This window comes from Rhodococcus sp. SG20037, assembly GCF_031763325.1.
Classification (GTDB): Bacteria; Actinomycetota; Actinomycetes; order Mycobacteriales; family Mycobacteriaceae; genus Rhodococcus_F; species Rhodococcus_F qingshengii.
Genome location: NZ_CP134497.1, coordinates 1 through 20,356 on the forward strand (window position 1 = coordinate 1; position 20,356 = coordinate 20,356).

14 protein-coding genes and 2 tRNA genes are annotated in these 20,356 nt (G+C 62.5%); all 16 read left to right on the top strand.

What is annotated here, in order from left to right:
• The 16 genes from dnaA (at position 1) to RHP72_RS00080 (ending at position 20,333) form a co-directional block, all read left to right on the top strand.
• A complete protein-coding gene (dnaA, locus tag RHP72_RS00005; protein ID WP_003942491.1) occupies positions 1-1,563 on the top strand; it encodes a chromosomal replication initiator protein DnaA in 1,563 nt (520 codons plus the stop codon).
• A gap of 584 nt (positions 1,564-2,147) precedes the next feature.
• Positions 2,148-3,332 (top strand): DNA polymerase III subunit beta, encoded by a 1,185-nt coding sequence (gene dnaN, locus RHP72_RS00010; RefSeq protein ID WP_007729165.1) that lies wholly within the window; start codon positions 2,148-2,150, stop codon positions 3,330-3,332.
• A 44-nt stretch (positions 3,333-3,376) separates the two neighbouring features.
• Positions 3,377-4,285 (top strand): phosphogluconate dehydrogenase (NAD(+)-dependent, decarboxylating), encoded by a 909-nt coding sequence (gene gnd, locus RHP72_RS00015; RefSeq protein WP_042453377.1) that lies wholly within the window; start codon positions 3,377-3,379, stop codon positions 4,283-4,285.
• Complete coding sequence (gene recF, locus RHP72_RS00020) at positions 4,286-5,515, top strand: DNA replication/repair protein RecF (protein ID WP_311094164.1); 1,230 nt, start codon at positions 4,286-4,288, stop codon at positions 5,513-5,515.
• On the top strand, positions 5,508-6,053 hold the full coding sequence (locus RHP72_RS00025; protein WP_003942471.1) for a DUF721 family protein: 546 nt from the start codon (positions 5,508-5,510) through the stop codon (positions 6,051-6,053). The genes recF and RHP72_RS00025 overlap by 8 nt, the downstream gene beginning before the upstream one ends.
• Positions 6,054-6,177: 124 nt before the next feature.
• Positions 6,178-7,089, top strand: coding sequence for a metal-dependent hydrolase (locus tag RHP72_RS00030; RefSeq protein ID WP_003942578.1), 912 nt, complete (start codon positions 6,178-6,180; stop codon positions 7,087-7,089).
• Entirely contained in the window at positions 7,089-8,210 is a 1,122-nt protein-coding gene (locus RHP72_RS00035) for a PDR/VanB family oxidoreductase (RefSeq protein ID WP_063315979.1), read from the top strand. Before RHP72_RS00030 ends, RHP72_RS00035 begins: the two co-directional genes overlap by 1 nt.
• Before the next feature lie 28 nt (positions 8,211-8,238).
• Complete coding sequence (locus RHP72_RS00040; RefSeq protein ID WP_063315340.1) at positions 8,239-9,162, top strand: alpha/beta fold hydrolase; 924 nt, start codon at positions 8,239-8,241, stop codon at positions 9,160-9,162.
• Positions 9,163-9,359: 197 nt separating this feature from the next.
• Entirely contained in the window at positions 9,360-11,396 is a 2,037-nt protein-coding gene (gene gyrB, locus RHP72_RS00045) for a DNA topoisomerase (ATP-hydrolyzing) subunit B (protein ID WP_003942515.1), read from the top strand.
• 86 nt (positions 11,397-11,482) lie between these two features.
• Entirely contained in the window at positions 11,483-14,014 is a 2,532-nt protein-coding gene (gene gyrA / locus RHP72_RS00050) for a DNA gyrase subunit A (protein ID WP_047272672.1), read from the top strand.
• Entirely contained in the window at positions 14,014-15,408 is a 1,395-nt protein-coding gene (locus RHP72_RS00055; RefSeq protein WP_311094165.1) for a DUF3566 domain-containing protein, read from the top strand. Before gyrA ends, RHP72_RS00055 begins: the two co-directional genes overlap by 1 nt.
• Positions 15,409-15,483: 75 nt before the next feature.
• Positions 15,484-15,557, top strand: a tRNA-Ile gene (locus tag RHP72_RS00060).
• Positions 15,558-15,733: 176 nt separating this feature from the next.
• A tRNA-Ala gene (locus RHP72_RS00065) sits at positions 15,734-15,806 on the top strand.
• A 285-nt stretch (positions 15,807-16,091) separates the two neighbouring features.
• Positions 16,092-17,201, top strand: a complete 1,110-nt coding sequence (locus RHP72_RS00070) for a hypothetical protein (protein WP_054828211.1) — start codon at positions 16,092-16,094, stop codon at positions 17,199-17,201.
• A gap of 62 nt (positions 17,202-17,263) precedes the next feature.
• Positions 17,264-18,928 carry an alpha/beta-hydrolase family protein gene (locus RHP72_RS00075; RefSeq protein ID WP_003942500.1) on the top strand — a complete coding sequence of 555 codons (1,665 nt, stop codon included), beginning with the start codon at positions 17,264-17,266 and terminating at the stop codon, positions 18,926-18,928.
• A gap of 127 nt (positions 18,929-19,055) precedes the next feature.
• Positions 19,056-20,333 (top strand): lipase family protein, encoded by a 1,278-nt coding sequence (locus tag RHP72_RS00080; RefSeq protein WP_064075688.1) that lies wholly within the window; start codon positions 19,056-19,058, stop codon positions 20,331-20,333.
• Positions 20,334-20,356 lie beyond the last annotated feature (23 nt).

Genomic DNA, 20,356 nt, shown 5'->3' on the forward strand with positions numbered 1-20,356 from the left:
GTGAACGACGATCCCAACGCGCTCGCACGGGTCTGGGTCGACGTGGTTGCAGAACTCACGAGTGATGACCCCGGAAGTAATCTTCCGGCTTTGAGCAGCAAGCAGAAGGCATTTGTCCGTCTGGTGAGGCCTCTTACACTTGCTCAGGGTTTTGCACTCCTCTCGGTTCCATCGCCATTTGCTCAAGAGACGATCGAGCGCGATCTACGCGAGCCGATCCTGCAGGCACTCGGACGCCACCTCGGCGGCCAGGTCGAGGGACTCGGTGTCCGCATCGCACTCGAAGACGATGCCGACGCACCCGCCGAACCGGTCGAGGAGCGCACGGGCAGCCGTCAGTTCGAGTCGGTCAACTCATCGGGCGCATACCGTCGGCGCAGATTCACCGAAGGCGACGGCGAACCTTCGGACTCCGAGACTGCCGAGACCGAAGAAGTCGACGACGACCGCGAAGCACTCGCGAGCGTTCACGAATCGTGGCCGTCGTACTTCACGAAGCCGCCCGCTACTCCTTCTGCTTCGGGGTCCGGCGCCAACAGCCTCAACGCGAAGTACACCTTCGACACTTTTGTGATCGGATCGTCCAACCGATTCGCTCATGCCGCTGCCGTCGCGATCGCGGAGGCGCCGGCGCGTGCCTACAACCCCTTGTTCATCTGGGGAGCTTCGGGCCTGGGCAAGACGCACCTTCTTCACGCCGCCGGCCACTACGCACAGCGACTGTTCCCCGGCATGCGGGTCAAGTACGTCTCGACCGAAGAATTCACCAACGACTTCATCAACAGTCTTCGTGACGACCGCAAGGTCGCGTTCAAGCGTCGCTACCGGGAAACGGATGTCCTGCTGGTCGACGACATCCAGTTCATCGAAGGCAAGGAAGGTATTCAGGAGGAGTTCTTCCATACCTTCAACACCTTGCACAACGCGAACAAGCAGATCGTCGTTTCCTCGGACCGTCCGCCCAAACAGTTGGCAACCCTCGAGGAGCGTCTGCGGACGCGCTTCGAATGGGGCCTGATCACCGACGTTCAGCCGCCTGAGCTCGAGACGCGTATCGCGATTCTGAGCAAGAAGGCGAGGATGGATCGCCTCGAGGTCCCGCACGACGTCCTCGAGTTGATCGCCAGCCGTATCGAGCGCAACATTCGTGAACTCGAGGGCGCGTTGATCCGCGTCACCGCTTTTGCCTCGCTCAACCGCCAGCCGTTGGATCTGACGTTGGCCGAGGTGGTCCTGCGCGATCTGATGCCCGATTCGTCGAGCCTCGAGATCAACGCGGCGACGATCATGGCGGTGACGGCCGAATACTTCAACATGTCGATCGACGACCTGTGTGGGCCGGGTAAGGCCCGGCCACTCGCTCAGGCCCGCCAGATCTCGATGTATTTGTGCCGTGAGCTCACTGATTTGTCCTTGCCGAAGATCGGTCAGACGTTCGGCCGTGACCACACGACGGTCATGTACGCCGACAAGAAGATCCGTAAGGAAATGACGGAACGCCGCAAGGTGTACGACCAGGTTCAGGAGTTGACCGCAAGGATCAAGCAGCGCTCCAAGCGTTGACCTGCACTTATTTCGATCGATGCCGCTCGAGGCAGAGGTTCCCTCGAGCGGCATCGGTGTATTCGAAGGGTTCCACGTGCGGTCCCCTCGAGGGCGGTTGGCCACCTCGAGGGACGACACGCCGGAGTCAGACACGCCGATGAGAACAAACTCTTCGTTTCTTGTGAAAAGTATTCACATCTGTGGATAAGTGTGTTGATAACTCCGAAAGTCTGTGGAGTTCTCGAGGAGGAATCCGAAAACTTTCAGAGAGTGCACAGAGGGGGTCGATTGGTCCTCGAGTCTGTCCTCGAGAAGTGCACAGGCCCTCGAGGGGACCTACCAGCGTCGACAACCGTTGCTCCACAGATTGCACAGGACTTATTACTACTACTGAGAATTTCCTAGGAAAAGCTCTTTGAAAATAGTTCTGGGGACAACTCCTGTTGAGAACCTCGCCTCAGGCTGCGCTCGCCGCGGCTTCGGCTTTCCACTTGCGCCCTCGAGGGCATACGGTGGGCATCGCTTGGTCTGTGTCAGACTTCAAGTGAGCTGATGCAGATCCGCAGCAGACGAACATGCCTACCGAGAGGAATAACCCGGCGATGGAGCTTGGAAGCCTGAAGTTTCGCGTTTCCCGGGAAGAGTTCGCTGATTCAGTAGCGTGGGTTGCTCGTAGCCTGCCCTCGAGGCCGCCCGTGCCGGTTCTCGGCGGAGTTCTTCTCGACGCAACCGAAGCCGGCCTCACCGTTTCCGGGTTCGACTACGAGGTATCCGCGCAGGTCCGTGTCTCGGCAGATGTCACAACTGCAGGTCAGGCACTCGTCTCCGGTCGCCTCCTCGCAGATATCACCAAGTCGCTTCCCAACAAGCCGGTCGATGTGACCCTCGAGGGCACTCGCGTGCTCATCTCCTGCGGAAGCGCCAAGTTCTCCCTGCCTACGATGCCGGTCGAGGACTACCCCCAGCTTCCGACGCTTCCGCAGCAGTCCGGGTCCATTCCCGTCGACCTGTTCTCCGAAGCCATCAGCCAGGTAGCCGTTGCAGCCGGCAAGGACGACACCCTTCCGATGCTCACGGGTATCCGTGTCGAGATCGAACAGAATTCGATCGTCCTCGCCGCTACCGACCGCTTCCGTCTCGCCGTGCGTGAACTCGAGTGGACTCCGGCCAATCCCGACGTCCAGGCTGCTGTTCTCATCCCGGCCAAGACTCTGTCCGAGTCCGCGAAAACGCTTGCCGGCAATGCAAATTCGCCGGTCGAGTTGGCTCTCGGTTCCGGTACGACCATCGGAAACGACGGACTCCTCGGCATCGTCAACGACGGACGCCGCACCACGACGCGCCTCCTTGACGCCGAGTTCCCGAAGTTCCGTCAGTTGCTGCCCGCTCAGCACACCGCGATGGCAACGGTCGAGGTCACGCCTCTCATCGAAGCCATCAAGCGTGTAGCACTCGTCGCCGAGCGTGGCGCACAGGTTCGCATGCAGTTCTCCGCTGACGGCCTGCTCCTCTCTGCGGGTGGCGACGACGCCGGCCGCGCGGAAGAGACGCTCAACGCGTCGTTCCAGGGCGAAGCACTCACCATTGCGTTCAACCCCGGTTACCTGATCGACGGGTTGAATTCGCTTCACAGCGAAAACGTTCTGTTCGGCTTCACCACTCCCAGCCGTCCGGCTGTTCTTCGCCCCGCGGCCGAGGAAGAGCCCACGGCAGACGAGTCCGGTAACTTCGCTGCGCCCTCGAGCGAGTACACGTACCTGCTGATGCCGGTTCGCCTTCCGGGCTGAGTGGAACCCCGCACTTCAGTTCGCGCCTGACCAGGGAGAACAGTATGAAGATCGGACTCGTAGGTCTCGGCAAGATGGGCTTCAACATGCGTGAGCGCTTGCGCGCGCATGGCCTCGAGGTGATCGGATACGACCCTCGACCGGAAGTCACCGACGTCGAGTCTCTTGCCGAACTCGCTGCTTCCCTCGAGGGACCTAGAGTCGTCTGGGTGATGGTTCCGGCCGGTGACATCACCCAGAGCACCATTGCCGAACTGGCGGATGCCCTCGAGGGCGGCGATCTGGTCATCGACGGTGGAAACTCTCGCTTCACCGACGACGCTGTCCATGCCGAGTTGTTAGGTGCCCGTGGGATCGGTTTCCTCGACTGCGGTGTCTCCGGTGGCATCTGGGGCCGTGAGAACGGCTACGGCCTGATGGTGGGCGGATCCGAGACCGACGTGGCGAAGGCAATGCCGATCTTCGACGCTCTGCGCCCCGACGGCGACGCTGCAGACGGCTTTGTCCACGCCGGCCCCGTCGGTGCTGGTCATTACGCGAAGATGGTGCACAACGGCATCGAATACGGCCTGATGCAGGCGTATGCCGAGGGGTACGAGCTCCTCGAGGCGGAAAGCCTGATCGCGGACGTTCCCGGTGTTCTCCGAGCTTGGTCGAAGGGAACCGTCGTACGTTCGTGGTTGCTCGATCTGCTTGTCGACGCCCTCGAGGAGGATCCGGAGCTTGCGCAGATCACGGGCTATACCGAGGATTCCGGTGAGGGCCGCTGGACGGTAGAGGAAGCCATCAAGCACGCTGTCCCCGCTCCCGTCATCTCCGCTGCTCTGTTCGCGAGATTTGCTTCACGACAGGATGATTCACCGGCCATGAAGGCGGTGTCGGCCTTGCGCAATCAGTTCGGTGGTCACGCCGTCAAGAGCGCCTCGCCCAAGAATTCGGCTTCTGGAAGCTAAGTGTTCGTTCGTAGATTTTCGCTGCGTGACTTCCGATCCTGGGATTCGCTGACGCTTGACCTCACGCCGGGAACAACCGTGTTCCTCGGTTCCAACGGGCACGGTAAGACGAACGTTCTCGAGTCACTCGGGTATCTGTCGACGCTGTCGTCTCATCGAGTGTCCACGGATGCACCGATGATCCGCAGCGGTTCGACCAGTGCTTTTGCCGGTGCAACGGTGGTCAACAATGGGCGCGAACTGACCATCGACGTCGAACTGATCGAGGGAAAGTCCAACCGCGCCAGGATAAATCAGTCTCCGATGCGTCGTCCGCGGGAAGTGCTGGGGATTTTGCAGTCGGTGATGTTCGCGCCGGAGGATCTGTCGTTGGTACGTGGTGATCCTGGTGATCGTCGACGCTATCTCGACGAGTTGTTGACGTCGCGGATTCCCCGAATGGCTGCTGTCCGTGCGGATTACGACAAAGTGCTGCGTCAGCGCTCAGCCCTACTCAAAACTGCTGGTGCGGCTTTGCGTCGCGGTTCTCGTAGTGGTGAGTCCGACAACGTCCTCTCCACCCTCGAGGTGTGGGACGGGCATCTGGCCGCTCACGGCGCACAATTGTTGGCCGGGCGCCTCGAGTTGGTCCATGATCTGGCGCCGCATCTGGCGGAGTCGTATCGTTCCATCGCACCCGAATCCCGGCCGGCGTCGATTCGATACAAGAGCAGTCTGGGGTCCTCGTTGGATCCCGAATTCACCGATCCTGCAAGGATTTCCGGTATCGACGACGTTGCGTACCTCGAGGAGAGATTCCACCACGAGTTGGCACAGATGAGGTCGAAGGAAATCGATCGCGGAGTGTGTCTGGTCGGTCCGCATCGGGACGATCTGGAGCTGATTCTCGGTGACAGCCCGGCGAAAGGCTTTGCAAGCCATGGTGAATCGTGGTCTTTTGCGCTTTCGCTGCGGCTGGCAGGTTTTGCCCTGTTGCGCGCCGACGGCAGCGACCCGGTCCTGATGCTCGACGACGTATTCGCGGAGTTGGACCGTCGTCGGCGTCGTGCGCTCGCCACCGTTGCAGCCACCGCCGAACAGGTGCTGATCACGGCCGCCGTTCCCGAGGATGTACCGGACGAACTCGAGGCGGCCAAGTTCGGCGTCGAAGCCTCCGATACCGGAGACGGTCGGATATCCCGGATAGTGCCCGTAGGCTCGACGGATCAGGAGGTCGAGTTCGATGACTGAAGACAGCAGCGCGGCTCCGGAGCCCGAGCTCAAGGGGATCGATCTGGCGCGCCGTGCCCTCGAGGAGGCACGCGCGACAGCCAAAGCCAACGGCAAGGCCGTCGGGCAGGGGCGCTCGTCGCCCAAATACGGAAGTGGCCGTCCGCGTCGACGCAGCGGTTGGTCCGGCCCCGGCCCGGATGCGCGGGACCCTCAGCCGTTCGGTGCTCTCACCAGCGCTATCTCCAAATCGCGTGGGTGGTCCCCCAAGGTGTCCGAGGGCACGGTCCTCGGTCGGTGGCCGCAGGTCGTCGGAGAAGACATCTCCGCGCACGCCGAGCCGATCTCTCTGAAAGAAGGTGTTCTCAGCATCTCCGCCGAGTCGACGGCGTGGGCTACCCAGTTGCGCATGATGCAGTCCCAGATTCTGGCCAAGATCGCTGCTGCCGTCGGTGACGGCGTCGTGAAGACACTGCGGATCACCGGTCCGAGTGCGCCTAGCTGGCGCAAGGGAGAAAGGCATGTGAAAGGCCGCGGACCTCGCGATACGTACGGCTGAGGAAAACTCAACCAGGCCCTGGTTCTACCTATTACTTCGTGTTACAGTTAAAACTCGCTAGTGAGTGAACTGTGTCACAAGGCTGTCGTTCCCCACCGATCGGCAGGCATGAAGGAGTAGCTAGATGTCGCAGAAGATATCGACACCCGCTTCGTCGTTCGCCGAGCCGGATCACATCCTGTTGCAGGCTCGCAATGTCGAGTTCGACTGGTCCGATCTGCCCATGCACTGGATTCCGGGCGATCCGTTCAGCACACACGTTCTCAACGTGCTCCATCTGCTCCTCCCTGCCGGTGAGGAATGGTTTGTCGAGACCTTCAAGGAAGCTCTTCCCCTCATCGAGGACGAGAAGCTCCGTGAAGACGTCGTCGGATTCATCGGCCAAGAGGCGATGCACTCCAACGCGCACTCGGGCGTCCTGGTCCATCTCAAGGAGAACGGCCTCGATCCGACGCCGTACACCCAGCAGATGGAATGGACCTTTTCGAAACTGCTCGGACCGCGTCCGATGACAGGACTGCGTGCCGAGAATCACCTGGTGGAGCGCTTGGCGATCATCGCGGCAATCGAACACATCACGGCTTTTCTCGGCGACTGGGTGCTCAACGCCAAGGGACTCGACAAAGCCGGTATGCACCCGACCATGCTCGATCTGCTCCGCTGGCACGGTGCCGAGGAGGTAGAACACCGCTCCGTCGCGTACGACGTGATGCGCTACTTCGACAAGCGCGAGACACGCCGCATCCGAACCCAGATCGTCGTCACGCCGGTACTGGTGTGGCTGTGGATTCGTGGCACCAGGTTCCTGATGCGCAACGATCCCGAACTTGCCGCTCAGGCCCCCAGCCGTCGACGCCCCCACCTGTCCGATTTCATCGCGGCGGGTAAGCGAGGCACAGTTCCCACGTCGTTCGAGCTGGCCAAGCGGATGTCGACCTACTTCAGCAAGTCGTACCACCCCAGTAAAGAGGGCTCGACCGCCCAGGCGGTGCAATACCTGGCGTCGTCACCCGCAGCCCAGGCGGCCGCACGGTGATTTCACTCTCGAGGGTCAAGGACGTCATCTCCGGTCACGACGGGTTGCCGCGTTTTCCGGCTCCACCCGATCTGTCCGGGAAGAACCGTCCCGACCGCGCCATGCGCATCACGGAGTTGTTGGCGGACAAGTACCTTCGCGTGTTGACGGCCTACGACTACAACCCCGATATCGCGGGCCACAACCCTGACACGGCCATGAACATGGTGGTCAGCAAGCGTGAGGTGGTGGCGACCGACGAGAACGTCGTTCGCCTGCGCTTCGAATCCGCGGACGGCTCACCGATTCCGCCGTGGCATCCGGGTTCGCACCTGGACTTCCATCTACCTTCGGGTCTGCGGCGTCAGTATTCGCTGTGCGGCGACCCTGCCGACCGCACGGGGTACAGCGTCGCGGTGCGCCGGATCCCCGACGGCGGTGGCGGTTCCATCGAGATGCACGCTCTCCAGCCCGGTGAGCACGTCACGGTACGCGGACCACGCAACGGCTTCCCGTTTGTCGGAGAAGGCAGCGCGTTGTTCGTCGCCGGCGGCATCGGTATCACGCCGATCATCGCAATGGTCCGTGCGGCAAGAGAATTGGGGATGGACTGGTACTTCGTGTACTCGGGCCGCTCCCGTGAATCCATGCCGTTCCTCGACGAGATCGCAACCTGGGATCCCGAGCGTGTCTTCGTGCGCCCGGACGACGAGTTCGGATTGCCCACCACCACAGACCTTCTCGGACGAGCGCCGGTCGGCGGCGCCGTGTACTGCTGTGGCCCGACGCCGATGCTCGATGCCGTCCGCCGCGGTTTCCGCGATACACCCTCCACCGCTTTGCATTTCGAGCGGTTCGGGGCTCCGCCGGTGATCGACGGCAAGGAATTCGAAGTGCAGCTTGTCAATTCGGGTCAGGTACTCGCCGTGCCCGCCGACGAGTCCGCGCTCGACGTCATCAAGAAGGCATTGCCCGGTGTCGGGTACTCGTGTCAGCAGGGTTTCTGCGGAACCTGTCGTGTGAAGGTGCTCGCGGGTAAACCCGATCACCGCGAAAGGCGTCTGACCGACACCGAACAGGAAACGGAGATGCTCATCTGCGTATCCCGTTCCGACGGTGGACGTCTCGTTCTCGATCTCTAGATATTTCCCGACTCCGAAGGGTTCGACAATGTCGAAGCACTCTCCTGTCCATGCCGTGACCGCGCGTCGCGTGACCAACGGTTCCGTCAGCCTGGCCGTGTTCGAGCAGGGCAAGGCGGACGGCGAGACCATCGTCCTGGTGCATGGTTGGCCCGACACCCATGAACTGTGGAACCGCATCGTGCCTTTGCTGGCAGACGACTTCCGCGTCGTCAGCTACGACAGCCGCGGGGCCGGTGAGAGCACAATCCCCTCGAGGGTGCAGGACTACCAACTGAGCGCACTGGCCGGCGATCTTTTTGCCGTCATCGACGCGGTCAGCCCGGGCAAGCCGGTGCACGTCCTCGCGCACGACTGGGGATCCGTCGAAACGTGGGAAGCGGTCTGCGAGCCGGGTGCCGAAGAGAAGATCGCGTCGTTCTCGTCCATCTCGGGCCCCAATCTCGATCATCTCGGCAAGTGGATCCGGGCGAGCGCGTCCAAGCGTCGTTTCCTCGGCCCGGCGGCGCAGGGAATTGCGTCGGCCTACACCGTTCTGTTCCAGATTCCCGGGCTGTGCACCCTTCCGTTGCGTCTGTGGTTCTCCAAGCACTGGCCGGCATTTCTGGGCTTCTTCGACGGTCTGGACCCCCGTGTGGTCAACACCGCGCCCACCATCGCCGACGACATGGTGAACGGACTCAAGCTTTATCGCGCTAACATCCGGCCGTCTCTCGGCAAGCCGCGGGATCGGTACACGGACGTGCCTGTTCAGCTCATTCTGAACAAGTACGACAAAGCCGTTCGTCCGGTGGGATACGAAGACACCGAAAAATGGGCCTCCGACCTGCAGCGACGTGAAATTGCCGCGGGACACTGGTCACCGTTTTCACATCCGGGCGAGGTTGCCGAACATGCGCGGGCATTTATCGCGAGCCTGAGAGAGCGTCGCTCGGAGAAGCAAAGTTCCTAGCGTTTCACCTTCCGGGGATCGTAAAAATTCGTCTGCGGCGCAGCCAGGGGTGTCATTGGCCGCTTCTAGTCGGTGCTTACCAGTAAGATGGTCAACGGTAACTAGCGGCAACATTCTCGAACCCGCTCCGACGACACCCGCAAGGGCTTGCTGACGGCTGCGCTCGAGTATTGACGGAGAAGGAGAGCTACCCACCCGTGGCTGCCCAGAAGTCAGATACAAGCACTTCCAGCAAGGACTACAACGCGTCGTCCATCACCGTCCTCGAAGGACTCGAGGCGGTACGTAAGCGTCCAGGCATGTACATCGGTTCCACCGGTGAACGCGGCCTGCACCACCTCATTTGGGAGGTCGTCGACAACTCGGTCGACGAGGCGATGGCCGGACACGCCACCAAGGTCGAGGTCACCCTCCTCGAAGACGGCGGAATCCGCGTCATCGACGACGGCCGTGGCATCCCGGTCGGCATGCACGCCTCCGGAGTCCCCACCGTCGAGGTCGTGCTGACCCAGCTGCACGCCGGCGGCAAGTTCGACTCCGACTCCTACGCCGTCTCCGGTGGTCTGCACGGCGTCGGTATCTCGGTGGTCAACGCGCTTTCCACCCGGCTCGACGTCGACATCAAGGTCGACGGCTACCGGTGGCAGCAGACGTACACCGATTCCAAGCCGGGAGAGCTCGTACAGGGCGACCCGACGAAGGAGACCGGCACCACCGTCAGTTTCTGGGCGGATCCCGAGATCTTCGAGACCACCCGCTACAACTTCGAGACCGTTGCGCGTCGTCTGCAGGAAATGGCCTTCCTCAACAAGGGCCTGACCATCACGCTGACCGACGAGCGCGCCGAGGTCATCGACGACGAAGCTGCCGAGGTGGCCGAGGCTCCCAAGTCTGCTGCCGAAGAAGCCGAAGAAGCTGCTCAGGCAGCGCCGCGTAAGTCCAAGACCCGTATCTACCACTACCCCGGTGGACTCGAGGACTACGTCCGGCACATCAACAAGAGCAAGACCCCGATCCACAACTCGGTCGTCGGATTCACCGCCAAGGGCACCGGCCACGAGCTCGAGGTCGCAATGCAGTGGAACTCCGGCTACTCGGAGTCCGTGCACACCTTCGCCAACACGATCAACACCCACGAGGGTGGTACCCACGAAGAGGGCTTCCGCGCCGCACTGACCGCAACGGTCAACAAGTACGCGCTCGAAAAGAAGCTGCTCAAGGACAAAGATCCCAAGCTCACCGGTGACGACATCCGTGAAGGACTCGCGGCCATCATCTCGGTGAAGGTCGGTGAACCCCAGTTCGAGGGTCAGACCAAGACCAAGCTCGGCAATACCGAGGTCAAGTCCTTCGTGCAGAAGGCGTGCAACGAGCACCTCGCGCACTGGTTCGAGGCGAACCCCGCCGACGCGAAAACCATTGTGAACAAGGCTGTTTCGTCGGCGCAGGCCCGCGTCGCCGCACGTAAGGCGCGTGAGCTGGTCCGCCGTAAGAGCGCGACCGACCTCGGTGGCCTGCCAGGCAAGCTCGCCGATTGCCGCTCCAACGATCCGGAGAAGTCCGAGATCTACATCGTGGAGGGCGACTCCGCAGGCGGCTCGGCCAAGTCCGGCCGAGACTCGATGTACCAGGCGATCCTCCCGCTCCGCGGAAAGATCATCAACGTCGAGAAGGCGCGTATCGATCGCGTCCTCAAGAACACCGAAGTCCAGTCGATCATCACCGCGTTCGGCACGGGCATCCACGACGAGTTCGACATCGCCAAGCTGCGCTATCACAAGATCGTGCTCATGGCCGACGCCGACGTCGACGGTCAGCACATCGCAACGCTGCTGCTCACGCTGCTGTTCCGCTTCATGCGGCCGCTCGTCGAGCACGGCAAGGTCTACCTCGCGCAGCCGCCGCTGTACAAGCTCAAGTGGCAGAAGGGTGCGCAGCCGGAATTCGCGTACTCCGACCGCGAGCGCGACGCGATGGTCAAGGCCGGCCTCGAGTCCGGCAAGAAGATCAACAAGGACGACGGCATCCAGCGCTACAAAGGCCTCGGCGAGATGAACGCCAAGGAGCTGTGGGAAACCACGATGGACCCGACGGTGCGCGTTCTGCGTCTCGTCACGCTCGACGACGCGGCTGCTGCCGACGAGCTGTTCAGCGTGCTGATGGGCGAAGACGTCGAAGCACGACGCAGCTTCATCACTCGCAATGCCCGGGACGTTCGTTTCCTCGACGTGTAGGCCTGCGGCCCTGTGCGTGGTTGAGGAGTCCCCGGACTCCTTTTCCGCGCACAGGGGCTTGCCCCCTCTTTTAAGAAAGTGAGCTCATGACCGACACCACGTTGCCACCGGACGGTCCGCAACACGACCGGATCGAACCGGTCGACATCCAGCAGGAAATGCAGAACAGCTACATCGACTACGCCATGAGCGTCATCGTCGGTCGCGCTCTGCCGGATGTCCGCGACGGACTCAAGCCGGTGCACCGCCGCGTGCTCTACGCGATGTACGACAACGGATATCGCCCCGACCGCGGATACGTGAAGTCTGCCCGACCGGTCGCCGAGACCATGGGTAACTACCACCCCCACGGCGACTCCTCGATCTACGACACGTTGGTCCGTATGGCCCAGCCGTGGTCGCTGCGTTACCCGCTCGTCGACGGTCAGGGAAACTTCGGATCCCGCGGCAACGACGGCGCAGCCGCCATGCGTTACACCGAGTGCAGGCTCACGCCGCTCGCGATGGAAATGCTGCGCGAAATCGACCACGAGACAGTCGATTTCACCCCGAACTACGACGGCAAGACGCAGGAACCGACGGTTCTGCCCAGCCGTATCCCGAACCTTCTGATCAACGGTTCCAACGGCATCGCCGTCGGTATGGCCACCAACATTCCGCCGCACAACCTGCGTGAAGTTGCCGAGGCCATCTACTGGGCGCTCGACAACTTCGAAGCGGACGAGGAAGCCACCCTCGCGGCCGTCATGGAGCGCATCAAGGGACCCGACTTCCCCACGCACGGGCTCATCGTCGGTGGACAGGGCATCCAGGACGCCTACACCACCGGCCGTGGCTCCGTTCGTATGCGCGGCGTCGTCGAGATCGAAGAAGATGCCAAGGGCCGCACCACGATCGTCATCACCGAGCTGCCCTACCAGGTCAACCCGGACAACCTGATCACCTCCATCGCGGAGCAGGTTCGTGACGCCAAGATCGGTGGCATCTCCGACATCCACGACGAGTCCTCGGACCGCGTCGGCATGCGCATCGTCGTCACCGTCAAGCGTGACGCCGTTGCCAAGGTCGTGCTGAACAACCTTTACAAGCACACCCAGCTGCAGACCAGCTTCGGCTGCAACATGCTCTCCATCGTCGACGGAGTGCCGCGCACGCTGCGCCTCGACCAGATGATCCGTCTGTACACGGCGCATCAGCTCGAGGTCATCGTCCGTCGTACCAGGTACCTGCTTCGCAAGGCACAGGAGCGCGCCCACATCCTGCGCGGTCTGGTCAAGGCCCTCGACGCTCTGGACGAGGTCATCGCCTTGATCCGTGCGTCGCAGACCGTCGACATCGCTCGCGCCGGATTGATGGAACTCCTCGACGTCGACGAGATCCAGGCCGACGCCATCCTCGGCATGCAGCTGCGTCGTCTGGCCGCCCTCGAGCGTCAGAAGATCGTCGACGAGTTGGCAGAGATCGAACTCGAAATCGCGGACCTCGAAGACATTCTGGCTCGCCCGGAGCGTCAGCGCGCGATCGTTCGTGACGAGCTCAAGGAAATCGTCGACAAGTACGGCGACGACCGTCGTACCCGCATCATCGCCGCCGACGGAGACGTCAACGACGAGGATCTGATCGCCCGCGAAGACGTCGTCGTCACGATCACCGAGACCGGTTACGCCAAGCGCACCAAGACCGACCTGTACCGCTCGCAGAAGCGCGGCGGCAAGGGTGTTCAGGGTGCCGGCCTCAAGCAGGACGACATCGTCTCGCACTTCTTCGTCACGTCGACGCACGACTGGCTGCTGTTCTTCACCACGAAGGGCCGCGTCTACCGCGCCAAGGCTTACGAACTGCCCGAGGCGAGCCGTACAGCTCGCGGTCAGCACGTTGCCAACCTGCTGGCATTCCAGCCGGACGAACGCATCCAGTCCGTCATCCAGATCAAGACGTACGAAGACGCGCCTTACCTGGTGCTCGCCACTCGCAACGGTTTGGTCAAGAAGTCCAAGCTCACCGACTTCGATTCCAACCGCAGCGGTGGCATCGTCGCCATCAACCTGCGCGGTGAAGACGAACTGGTCGGCGCTGTCCTCTGCTCCGCCGAAGACGACCTCCTTCTCGTCTCGGCACAGGGCCAGTCGATCCGCTTCTCGGCCACCGACGAGGCACTGCGTCCGATGGGCCGCGCCACTTCCGGTGTCCAGGGCATGCGTTTCAACGGTGACGACGAGCTGCTCTCGCTCAACGTCGTTCGTGAAGGAACGTTCCTCCTGGTCGCCACGTCGGGCGGTTACTCCAAGCGAACCGGCATGGAGGACTACCCGGTGCAGGGTCGCGGCGGCAAGGGCGTGCTCACGATTCAGTACGACAAGAAACGTGGCACTCTGGTCGGTGCGCTCATCGTCGACGACGACGACGAGCTGTACGCGATCACCTCGGGCGGCGGCGTCATCAGGACGGCTGCCAAGCAGGTTCGTAAGGCGGGACGCCAGACCAAGGGCGTGCGTCTGATGAACCTCGGCGAAGGCGACACACTGCTCGCGATTGCGCGCAACGCCGACGAGCCCGAAGAGCTCGCTGCAGAGACCACCGACAACGCAGACAATGCCGATGGAGCTAAGGAGTCCTAGTGAGCACTCCCAACCAGCCGGGCAGTGACCAGAAGAGCGAAAGCACTTCAGGTTCGACGCCACCGAAGCCGGAGCAGGCAACTGCTCCGGCGGGGCCGCAGACCTCGAAACCTGCAGCTCCAGCGGACGGCGGACCCAAAGCTTCCGAGGCAGCTCCGGCGCCCAAGGCACCGGAGCCGCCTCGCGGCCCGTCGGCTCAGAAGCCGGCGGGTGGGGCTTCCGACGTCGCGGGTGCGGCCAAGGGTCAAGCTCCTTCCGCTCCTTCTGTGGCTCCGGCTGCGCCGGTAACTCCGGCAAAGGGTGACGGTCAGGCTCCGCCGCAACCGGTGGCCAATCAGGCTCGTGGCAGCCAGGCGCCGCCGTGGCAACGCGGACCCCAGCCGTCGGGTCAGCCGCAGGGGCAGCCAGCTCAGAACCCCGCTGCTCAGAACCCCGCTGCTCAGAACCCGGCGTCCAAGGCCCCGGCGTCGAAGGCTCAGCCACCGCAGAATCAGGCTCCGCAAAGTCAGCCGCAGACCAACATCACGCGCCCAGCCGGCGCTGGTGCTCCTGCGGGTCGACCGGCAGCTCCTGCCGGGGGTAAGCCGCCTGCGGGTCCGCAGCGTCCTGCAGCGGCAGGCCCGGCGCAGGGTGGTCCGGCGCAGGGTGGTCCGGCCAAAAACCCCGCGCAGGGTGGTGCGCCGAAGGGACAGCCACAGGCGGGTCGCCCCGCTGCCGGTGCACAGACGGGTCGTCCTGCCGGCAACCCGTCGGCACGTCCCGTCGTGACAGGAACGGCGGCTGCCGCAGCTACCGGTGGCGTCGCCGGCGCGGCAGCAGCCAAGGCTGTTGCACCCTCGGGCGCAAATCCCAAGGCTGCAAACGCCACGGTCGCTAATCCGAAAGCAAAAGCCGCCGCGATCGACGGGCCGACTCGGCACATCGATCGCAAGGATCTACCGAAGGACATGCCTGACCTCTCCGAGGCCAAGCATCCGTTGCCTGCTGCGGTGAAGGGTGAGAAAACTCACGCCGTATCGGCTTCGGTCGTGGACGGTGCGCCACTGCGCGCAACGGTCCAGATCCGTCGTATCGACCCGTGGTCCACGCTCAAGATCACATCCGTGATCTCGGTGTCGCTGTTCTTCGTGTGGATGGTGGCCGTCGGACTGCTCTACGTCGTTCTCGACGGCATGGGCGTCTGGGATCGCCTGAACAACGCGTTCACCGACATCGTTGCCGACGGCGGCTCCGACGGTCTGGTGACGGCCGGCCAGGTGTTCGGCTACGCCGCACTGATCGGTATCGCGAACATGGTGCTTTTCACGGCACTCGTCACGATCGGATCGTTCATCTACAACCTCTGCAGCGACCTGGTTGGCGGCGTCGAGGTAACTCTCGCCGACCGCGACTGACCTGCGAAAACATTGCTCCGCCGGGCCCGTTTTGGTGTCAGCGGCCCGGTGGGGTAATCTTTGGAATCGGTTCAGGGGCCTATAGCTCAGGTGGTTAGAGCGCTTTACTGATAATGAAGAGGTCGGAGGTTCAAGTCCTCCTAGGCCCACTCCCATGTGCCGAAGAAGGGTTGCTGGAATGAAGGTTTTCCTGCTTGTCGGGGCCGGAATTCTGGTAGCTCTCGGGGTCACCAAGCTGATCAAAAGTCAGCGCGGAGACAAGGTTTGGCACGATTTGGAAACAGGATAGAACCTAGGTACTCTGACTCCGGTCAGAAAACCGAACGGGGCCTTAGCTCAGTTGGTAGAGCGCTGCCTTTGCAAGGCAGATGTCAGGAGTTCGAATCTCCTAGGCTCCACAGTAAGAAAACACCCTCCCGGGATCCGGGAGGGTGTTTTTGTATGCCGATGTACCCGATCTCTGCTCGCCCCGGCCGGTGCCCGACTTGTGTGGTTCCACCCCACCCCTTCTTGAGCGAACGGCACTTTCGGCGCACTGGAGGCGATGAACATGCCGTTCGCTCGGAGTGGGGTGGCCGGAACCGCGCCCACTATGGACCGTTCGTCCCGAATTCTCCGGAAAGTCTAGTGGTCATAACCAGCCGGGCGTAGCGTGAGGAGAACCCAATTTCAGGAGGTTCGTAGTGCTTCACAACGACATTCCCAGCCACGGTGAAATTGCCGCACTCGCGGAGGTGGAGGGGCCCACCTGCATCACCATCGTGACTCCGACTGAAGATGCGCCTCAGGATTACGACAAAGCGCGCATCGCCTTCAAGGACCAGGTCCGCTCGGCACTCGCATCGGTGGAGGATCCGGCCGAGCGCAAGCAGTTCGAGGCCGAATACGCAGAACTCGACGACGACGACGATTTCTGGCGCTTCCAGTCGCGCTCATTGGTCACGTACGCGACGCCGGACCGTCTGGTGACCTTCCGCCTCCCCAACCGTCTGCAGGCGCTCGAAACGGTCAGCGATCGGTTTCATCTCAAGCCACTGCTCCGTTCGGTGACGTTCCCCCAGACGGCGTTTGTTCTCGCTCTGGCAGAGGGTTCGGTGCGACTGATCGAGATCGCCGCCGATCAACCGGCCGACGAGGTCCGTGTTCAGGGAATGCCGAAGAACGCTGCGGATCACGCGGGCAAGTCGTCGATCAACAGCCGTACCGAAGCGGGTCGGCTCTCGGGTTCGGACAGCCGAAAGCTGCGCGTCAATCAGTACGCCCGCGCAGTCGATCACGAGGTCCGCGGTGTGCTCGCCGGCCGTGACGTCCCCTTGATTCTGGCCGCTGCGGAACCCATCGCGTCGGTGTATCGCTCCGTGAATTCGTACCGCCACCTGGTCGACAAAACCGTCGAGGGAAACCCCGAAGCCTTGTCGACGCAGGAAGTGGCGGACGGTTCGCGTCCGGCGCTCGACGACTTCCATGCCGAGCAGCTGGCGGCGGTGCGGGACACCTTCAATGTGCGCACGGAACAAGGTCGCACTCAAACCGACGTCGCCGACGTGGCAACAGCCGCGACGTACGGACAGGTCGACACCGTTTTCATCGACATAGATTCCGTCGTACCCGGAAGTCTCGATCCCCAGACGGGCGCTCTCACGACCGGTGAGTCGACCAACGGAAGCACCTACGGGGTCGTCGACGAGATCGCTCGTCGTGCGCTCCTGACGGGTGCGCGGGTGCTCGCTGTTCGCGCGGAGGACATTCCGGGCGGCGGCGCAGTTGCCGCGATTTTGCGCTTCGCCCCGTAAACAGACTGGACGCGTGTGCGCCTCGTGACCTGATTCGGGCACGGGGCGCATACGATTCCGGCATGAAACGTGTGTGGGAACGGCTGCGCCTCTACTGCAAGACGCTGCACCCGGTCGGGCTTGCCTTTGCTCTGGTCTTCTTCACCTGGTCGATGAGTCCGTCCCTGTTGCCGCGCGCGTGGTACCTGCAGGGCGTTGCGACGGGCATCTCGCTCGCCATGGGATACGGCGTCGGCGTGACGGTCGCCTGGATGATCCGCAAGTGCGGCGTCGAACCGCAGTGGTCGGATCGCACCAAGAAGATCGGCTGGCGAATCCTGTTGGTCGCGGCCGTCATTCTTGTGCCGACGTTCTTGGTCCTCGGTTCGTGGTGGCAGCAGATCGTTCGCGATCTCGTGGAAGCTCCACGCACCAATCAAGCGAATTATCTTCTGGTGCTGATGATTTCGCTCGGAATCTGGTTCATCCTGCTCGAGGCAGGCCGTGGTCTTCGGTTCACCACCAACAAGCTCACCGCCGTCGCACTACGGTTCGTTCCCCTCGAGGCGGCGAAGGTCGGCAGCTTGATCGTCATCTTCGCCCTCGGCATCTTCATCGTGAACGGTGCGCTGTACAACGGGCTGATCGCCTTCGCGAACTGGAGTTTTTCCGGTGCGGATCACGAAACACCGGACGGCATCGAACAGCCCATGATTGCAGAGCGGAGCGGTTCGCCGATGTCCGCCGAGGCTTGGGATTCTCTCGGCCAGGAGGGTCGCACCTTCATGGGTAGCGGTCCCACTGCAGCCGAGATCTCTGCATTGACCGGACGTGAAGCGAAGCAACCGATCCGGGTGTATGCCGGACGTGAATCCTCGGACTCGATCAACGGTGTCGCACAGCGGGTCGTCGACGAGTTGGAGCGCACCGGCGGATTCGACCGCGGAACTCTCGCAGTTGTCACGACCACCGGTCGCGGTTGGGTGAACGAGGACGTCGCGTCGGCGTTCGAGTACGTCGAGGGTGGGGACACGGCGATCGCGTCGATGCAGTACTCGTTCCTTCCGAGTCCGTTGGCCTTCATCGCCGACCGTGAGACGCCGATGATCGCCGGCCGCGCGCTGTTCAACGCGGTCTACGCCAAGTGGATCGACTTGCCCGTTGAGACGCGACCCGAACTGGTTGTCTTCGGTGAGAGCCTCGGCTCCTACGGTGGCCAGGCCGCATTCGCCGGCGCTCAGGACATGATGACGCGCGTCGACGGCGCACTGTGGGTCGGAACCCCCAACTTCACTGCTCAGTGGCAGGAAATCACGGACAGTCGTGACTCGGGCTCACCGGAGATTCTGCCGGTGATCGACGGTGGCCAGGCAATTCGGTTTGCCGGTGATCCGGAAGATCTGGAGCTGAAGTCGGACTGGGACGACGATCGCATCGTGTACTGGCAGCACGCCAGCGACCCGATCACGTGGTGGTCCTTCGACCTGCTGCTCAACAAGCCGGACTGGCTCAAGGAACCGCTGGGTCGCGACGTGGATCCGGGAATGACATGGGTTCCTCTCGTGACCTTCTGGCAGGTCACCCTCGACATGGTCTTCTCGGCTGACGTCCCGTCCGGGCACGGTCACAATTACGGCGAGGATGCAGCGGACATGTGGGCCAAGATCCTGCACCCCGAGGCCTGGACCTCGGCTGATACCGACAAGCTTCGTTCGCTGCTGACCACCAATCTGGAGCCCACGAAGTAGTCGTAAACGGTTGTAATTCAGCCTGTTAAGGCGAAAACCTCACGAAAAAGTGTTACGTGAGGTATGTGTTACTCTGCGTTCGCTGTGTGCCAAGCCACAGCGCAAGCGAACGTGGGGAGATCGAAACGTGAAGAGCAGAGCATGGTGGGCGGCCGGGGTCTCCGTCGCGGCACTGGTCATGGGTGCTGTGACGGCCCCTGCCGCAACGGCGGAGCCGGCGGATTTCTACACGCCGCCGTCGGAGCTTCCGGCAGGTGCCAACGGAGATCTCATCAAGAGTGAGCCGTCACCACTGCTGCTGAGCGTGCCCGGATCGAACGGTGCGTGGCCGGCAACCGCCACCAAGATCATGTACCGAAGCGAGGACGCCAAGGGCGCCCCCGTTGCCGTGACGGGCACCTATCTCGAACCGTCGAACCCGTGGACCGGGCAGGGGGCGCGTCCACTGGTTGCCGCAGCGGTAGGAACGCATGGGCAGGGCGATCAATGCGCACCATCCAAGCTGTTCAACACCGGTATCGAGTACCAGTTCCCGACGGACGTCATGGTCGGCTACGAGTCCATCTGGGTGAACACGTTGCTGCTCAACGGCATTGCCGTCGTCGTCACCGATTACGAGGGCCTCGGAACTCCGGGCGATCACACCTACGTCAACCGTGAAGCCGAAGCACACGCGGTTCTGGACTCAGTGCGAGCCGCTCAGCAACTCCCGAACACGAGCATTCCCGCCGACGGCCCCATCGGACTGTGGGGTTACTCGCAAGGTGGTGGAGCTGCCGCTGCCGCAACGGAATTGAAGCCGTCATATGCTCCCGAGCTTGATCTCAAGGGCACGTATGCAGGCGCTCCGCCCGCCGATCTGGCGGCGACGCTGCAGCAGGTCGACGGCACGTTCCTCACCGGAGTGATCGGATACGCGCTCAACGGGATCCTTGCCCAGTACCCCGAGGTTCAGTCGCTGCTCGACGCCGAGATCAACGATCGCGGCCGACAGATGTTGGCCGCCACCAAGAACCAGTGTGTCGCCGAAAGTGGATTGCAGTTCGGCTTCCAGCAGTCGTCGAGCTTCACCAATTCCGGTGAATCACTCTCCGCAGTTCTGGCGCGTCTACCCATGGCGCAGGCAATCCTCGACGAGCAGAAGATCGGCAAGCTGACGCCGGAGTCGCCCGTGCTCATTCAGCATGGCCGCTCCGACGACATCGTTCCGTTCGGCCAGGGACAGCAACTGGCGCGAGACTGGTGCGGCAAGGGCGCGACGGTGCAGTTCTCCGTCAACGAACTGCCCCCGATCATTCCGGGACTGGCAATCAATCACGCGACGCCGTACCTGGTGGGTACCCCCGAATCCATCGGATACATGATCGATCGCTTCAACAATGTCCCGGCGCCGTCCAACTGCTGACGGCCAGGCATCGAAAAGCCCCG

Bases quoted from the DNA above. Each gene is read 5' to 3' on its own strand.
- dnaN (WP_007729165.1), top strand. From the start codon at position 2,148: ATGGAGCTTGGAAGCCTGAAGTTTCGCGTTTCCCGGGAAGAGTTCGCT.
- RHP72_RS00025 (WP_003942471.1), top strand. From the start codon at position 5,508: ATGACTGAAGACAGCAGCGCGGCTCCGGAGCCCGAGCTCAAGGGGATC.
- RHP72_RS00075 (WP_003942500.1), top strand. From the start codon at position 17,264: ATGAAACGTGTGTGGGAACGGCTGCGCCTCTACTGCAAGACGCTGCAC.
- RHP72_RS00040 (WP_063315340.1), top strand. From the start codon at position 8,239: ATGTCGAAGCACTCTCCTGTCCATGCCGTGACCGCGCGTCGCGTGACC.
- RHP72_RS00030 (WP_003942578.1), top strand. From the start codon at position 6,178: ATGTCGCAGAAGATATCGACACCCGCTTCGTCGTTCGCCGAGCCGGAT.
- gyrA (WP_047272672.1), top strand. From the start codon at position 11,483: ATGACCGACACCACGTTGCCACCGGACGGTCCGCAACACGACCGGATC.
- gnd (WP_042453377.1), top strand. From the start codon at position 3,377: ATGAAGATCGGACTCGTAGGTCTCGGCAAGATGGGCTTCAACATGCGT.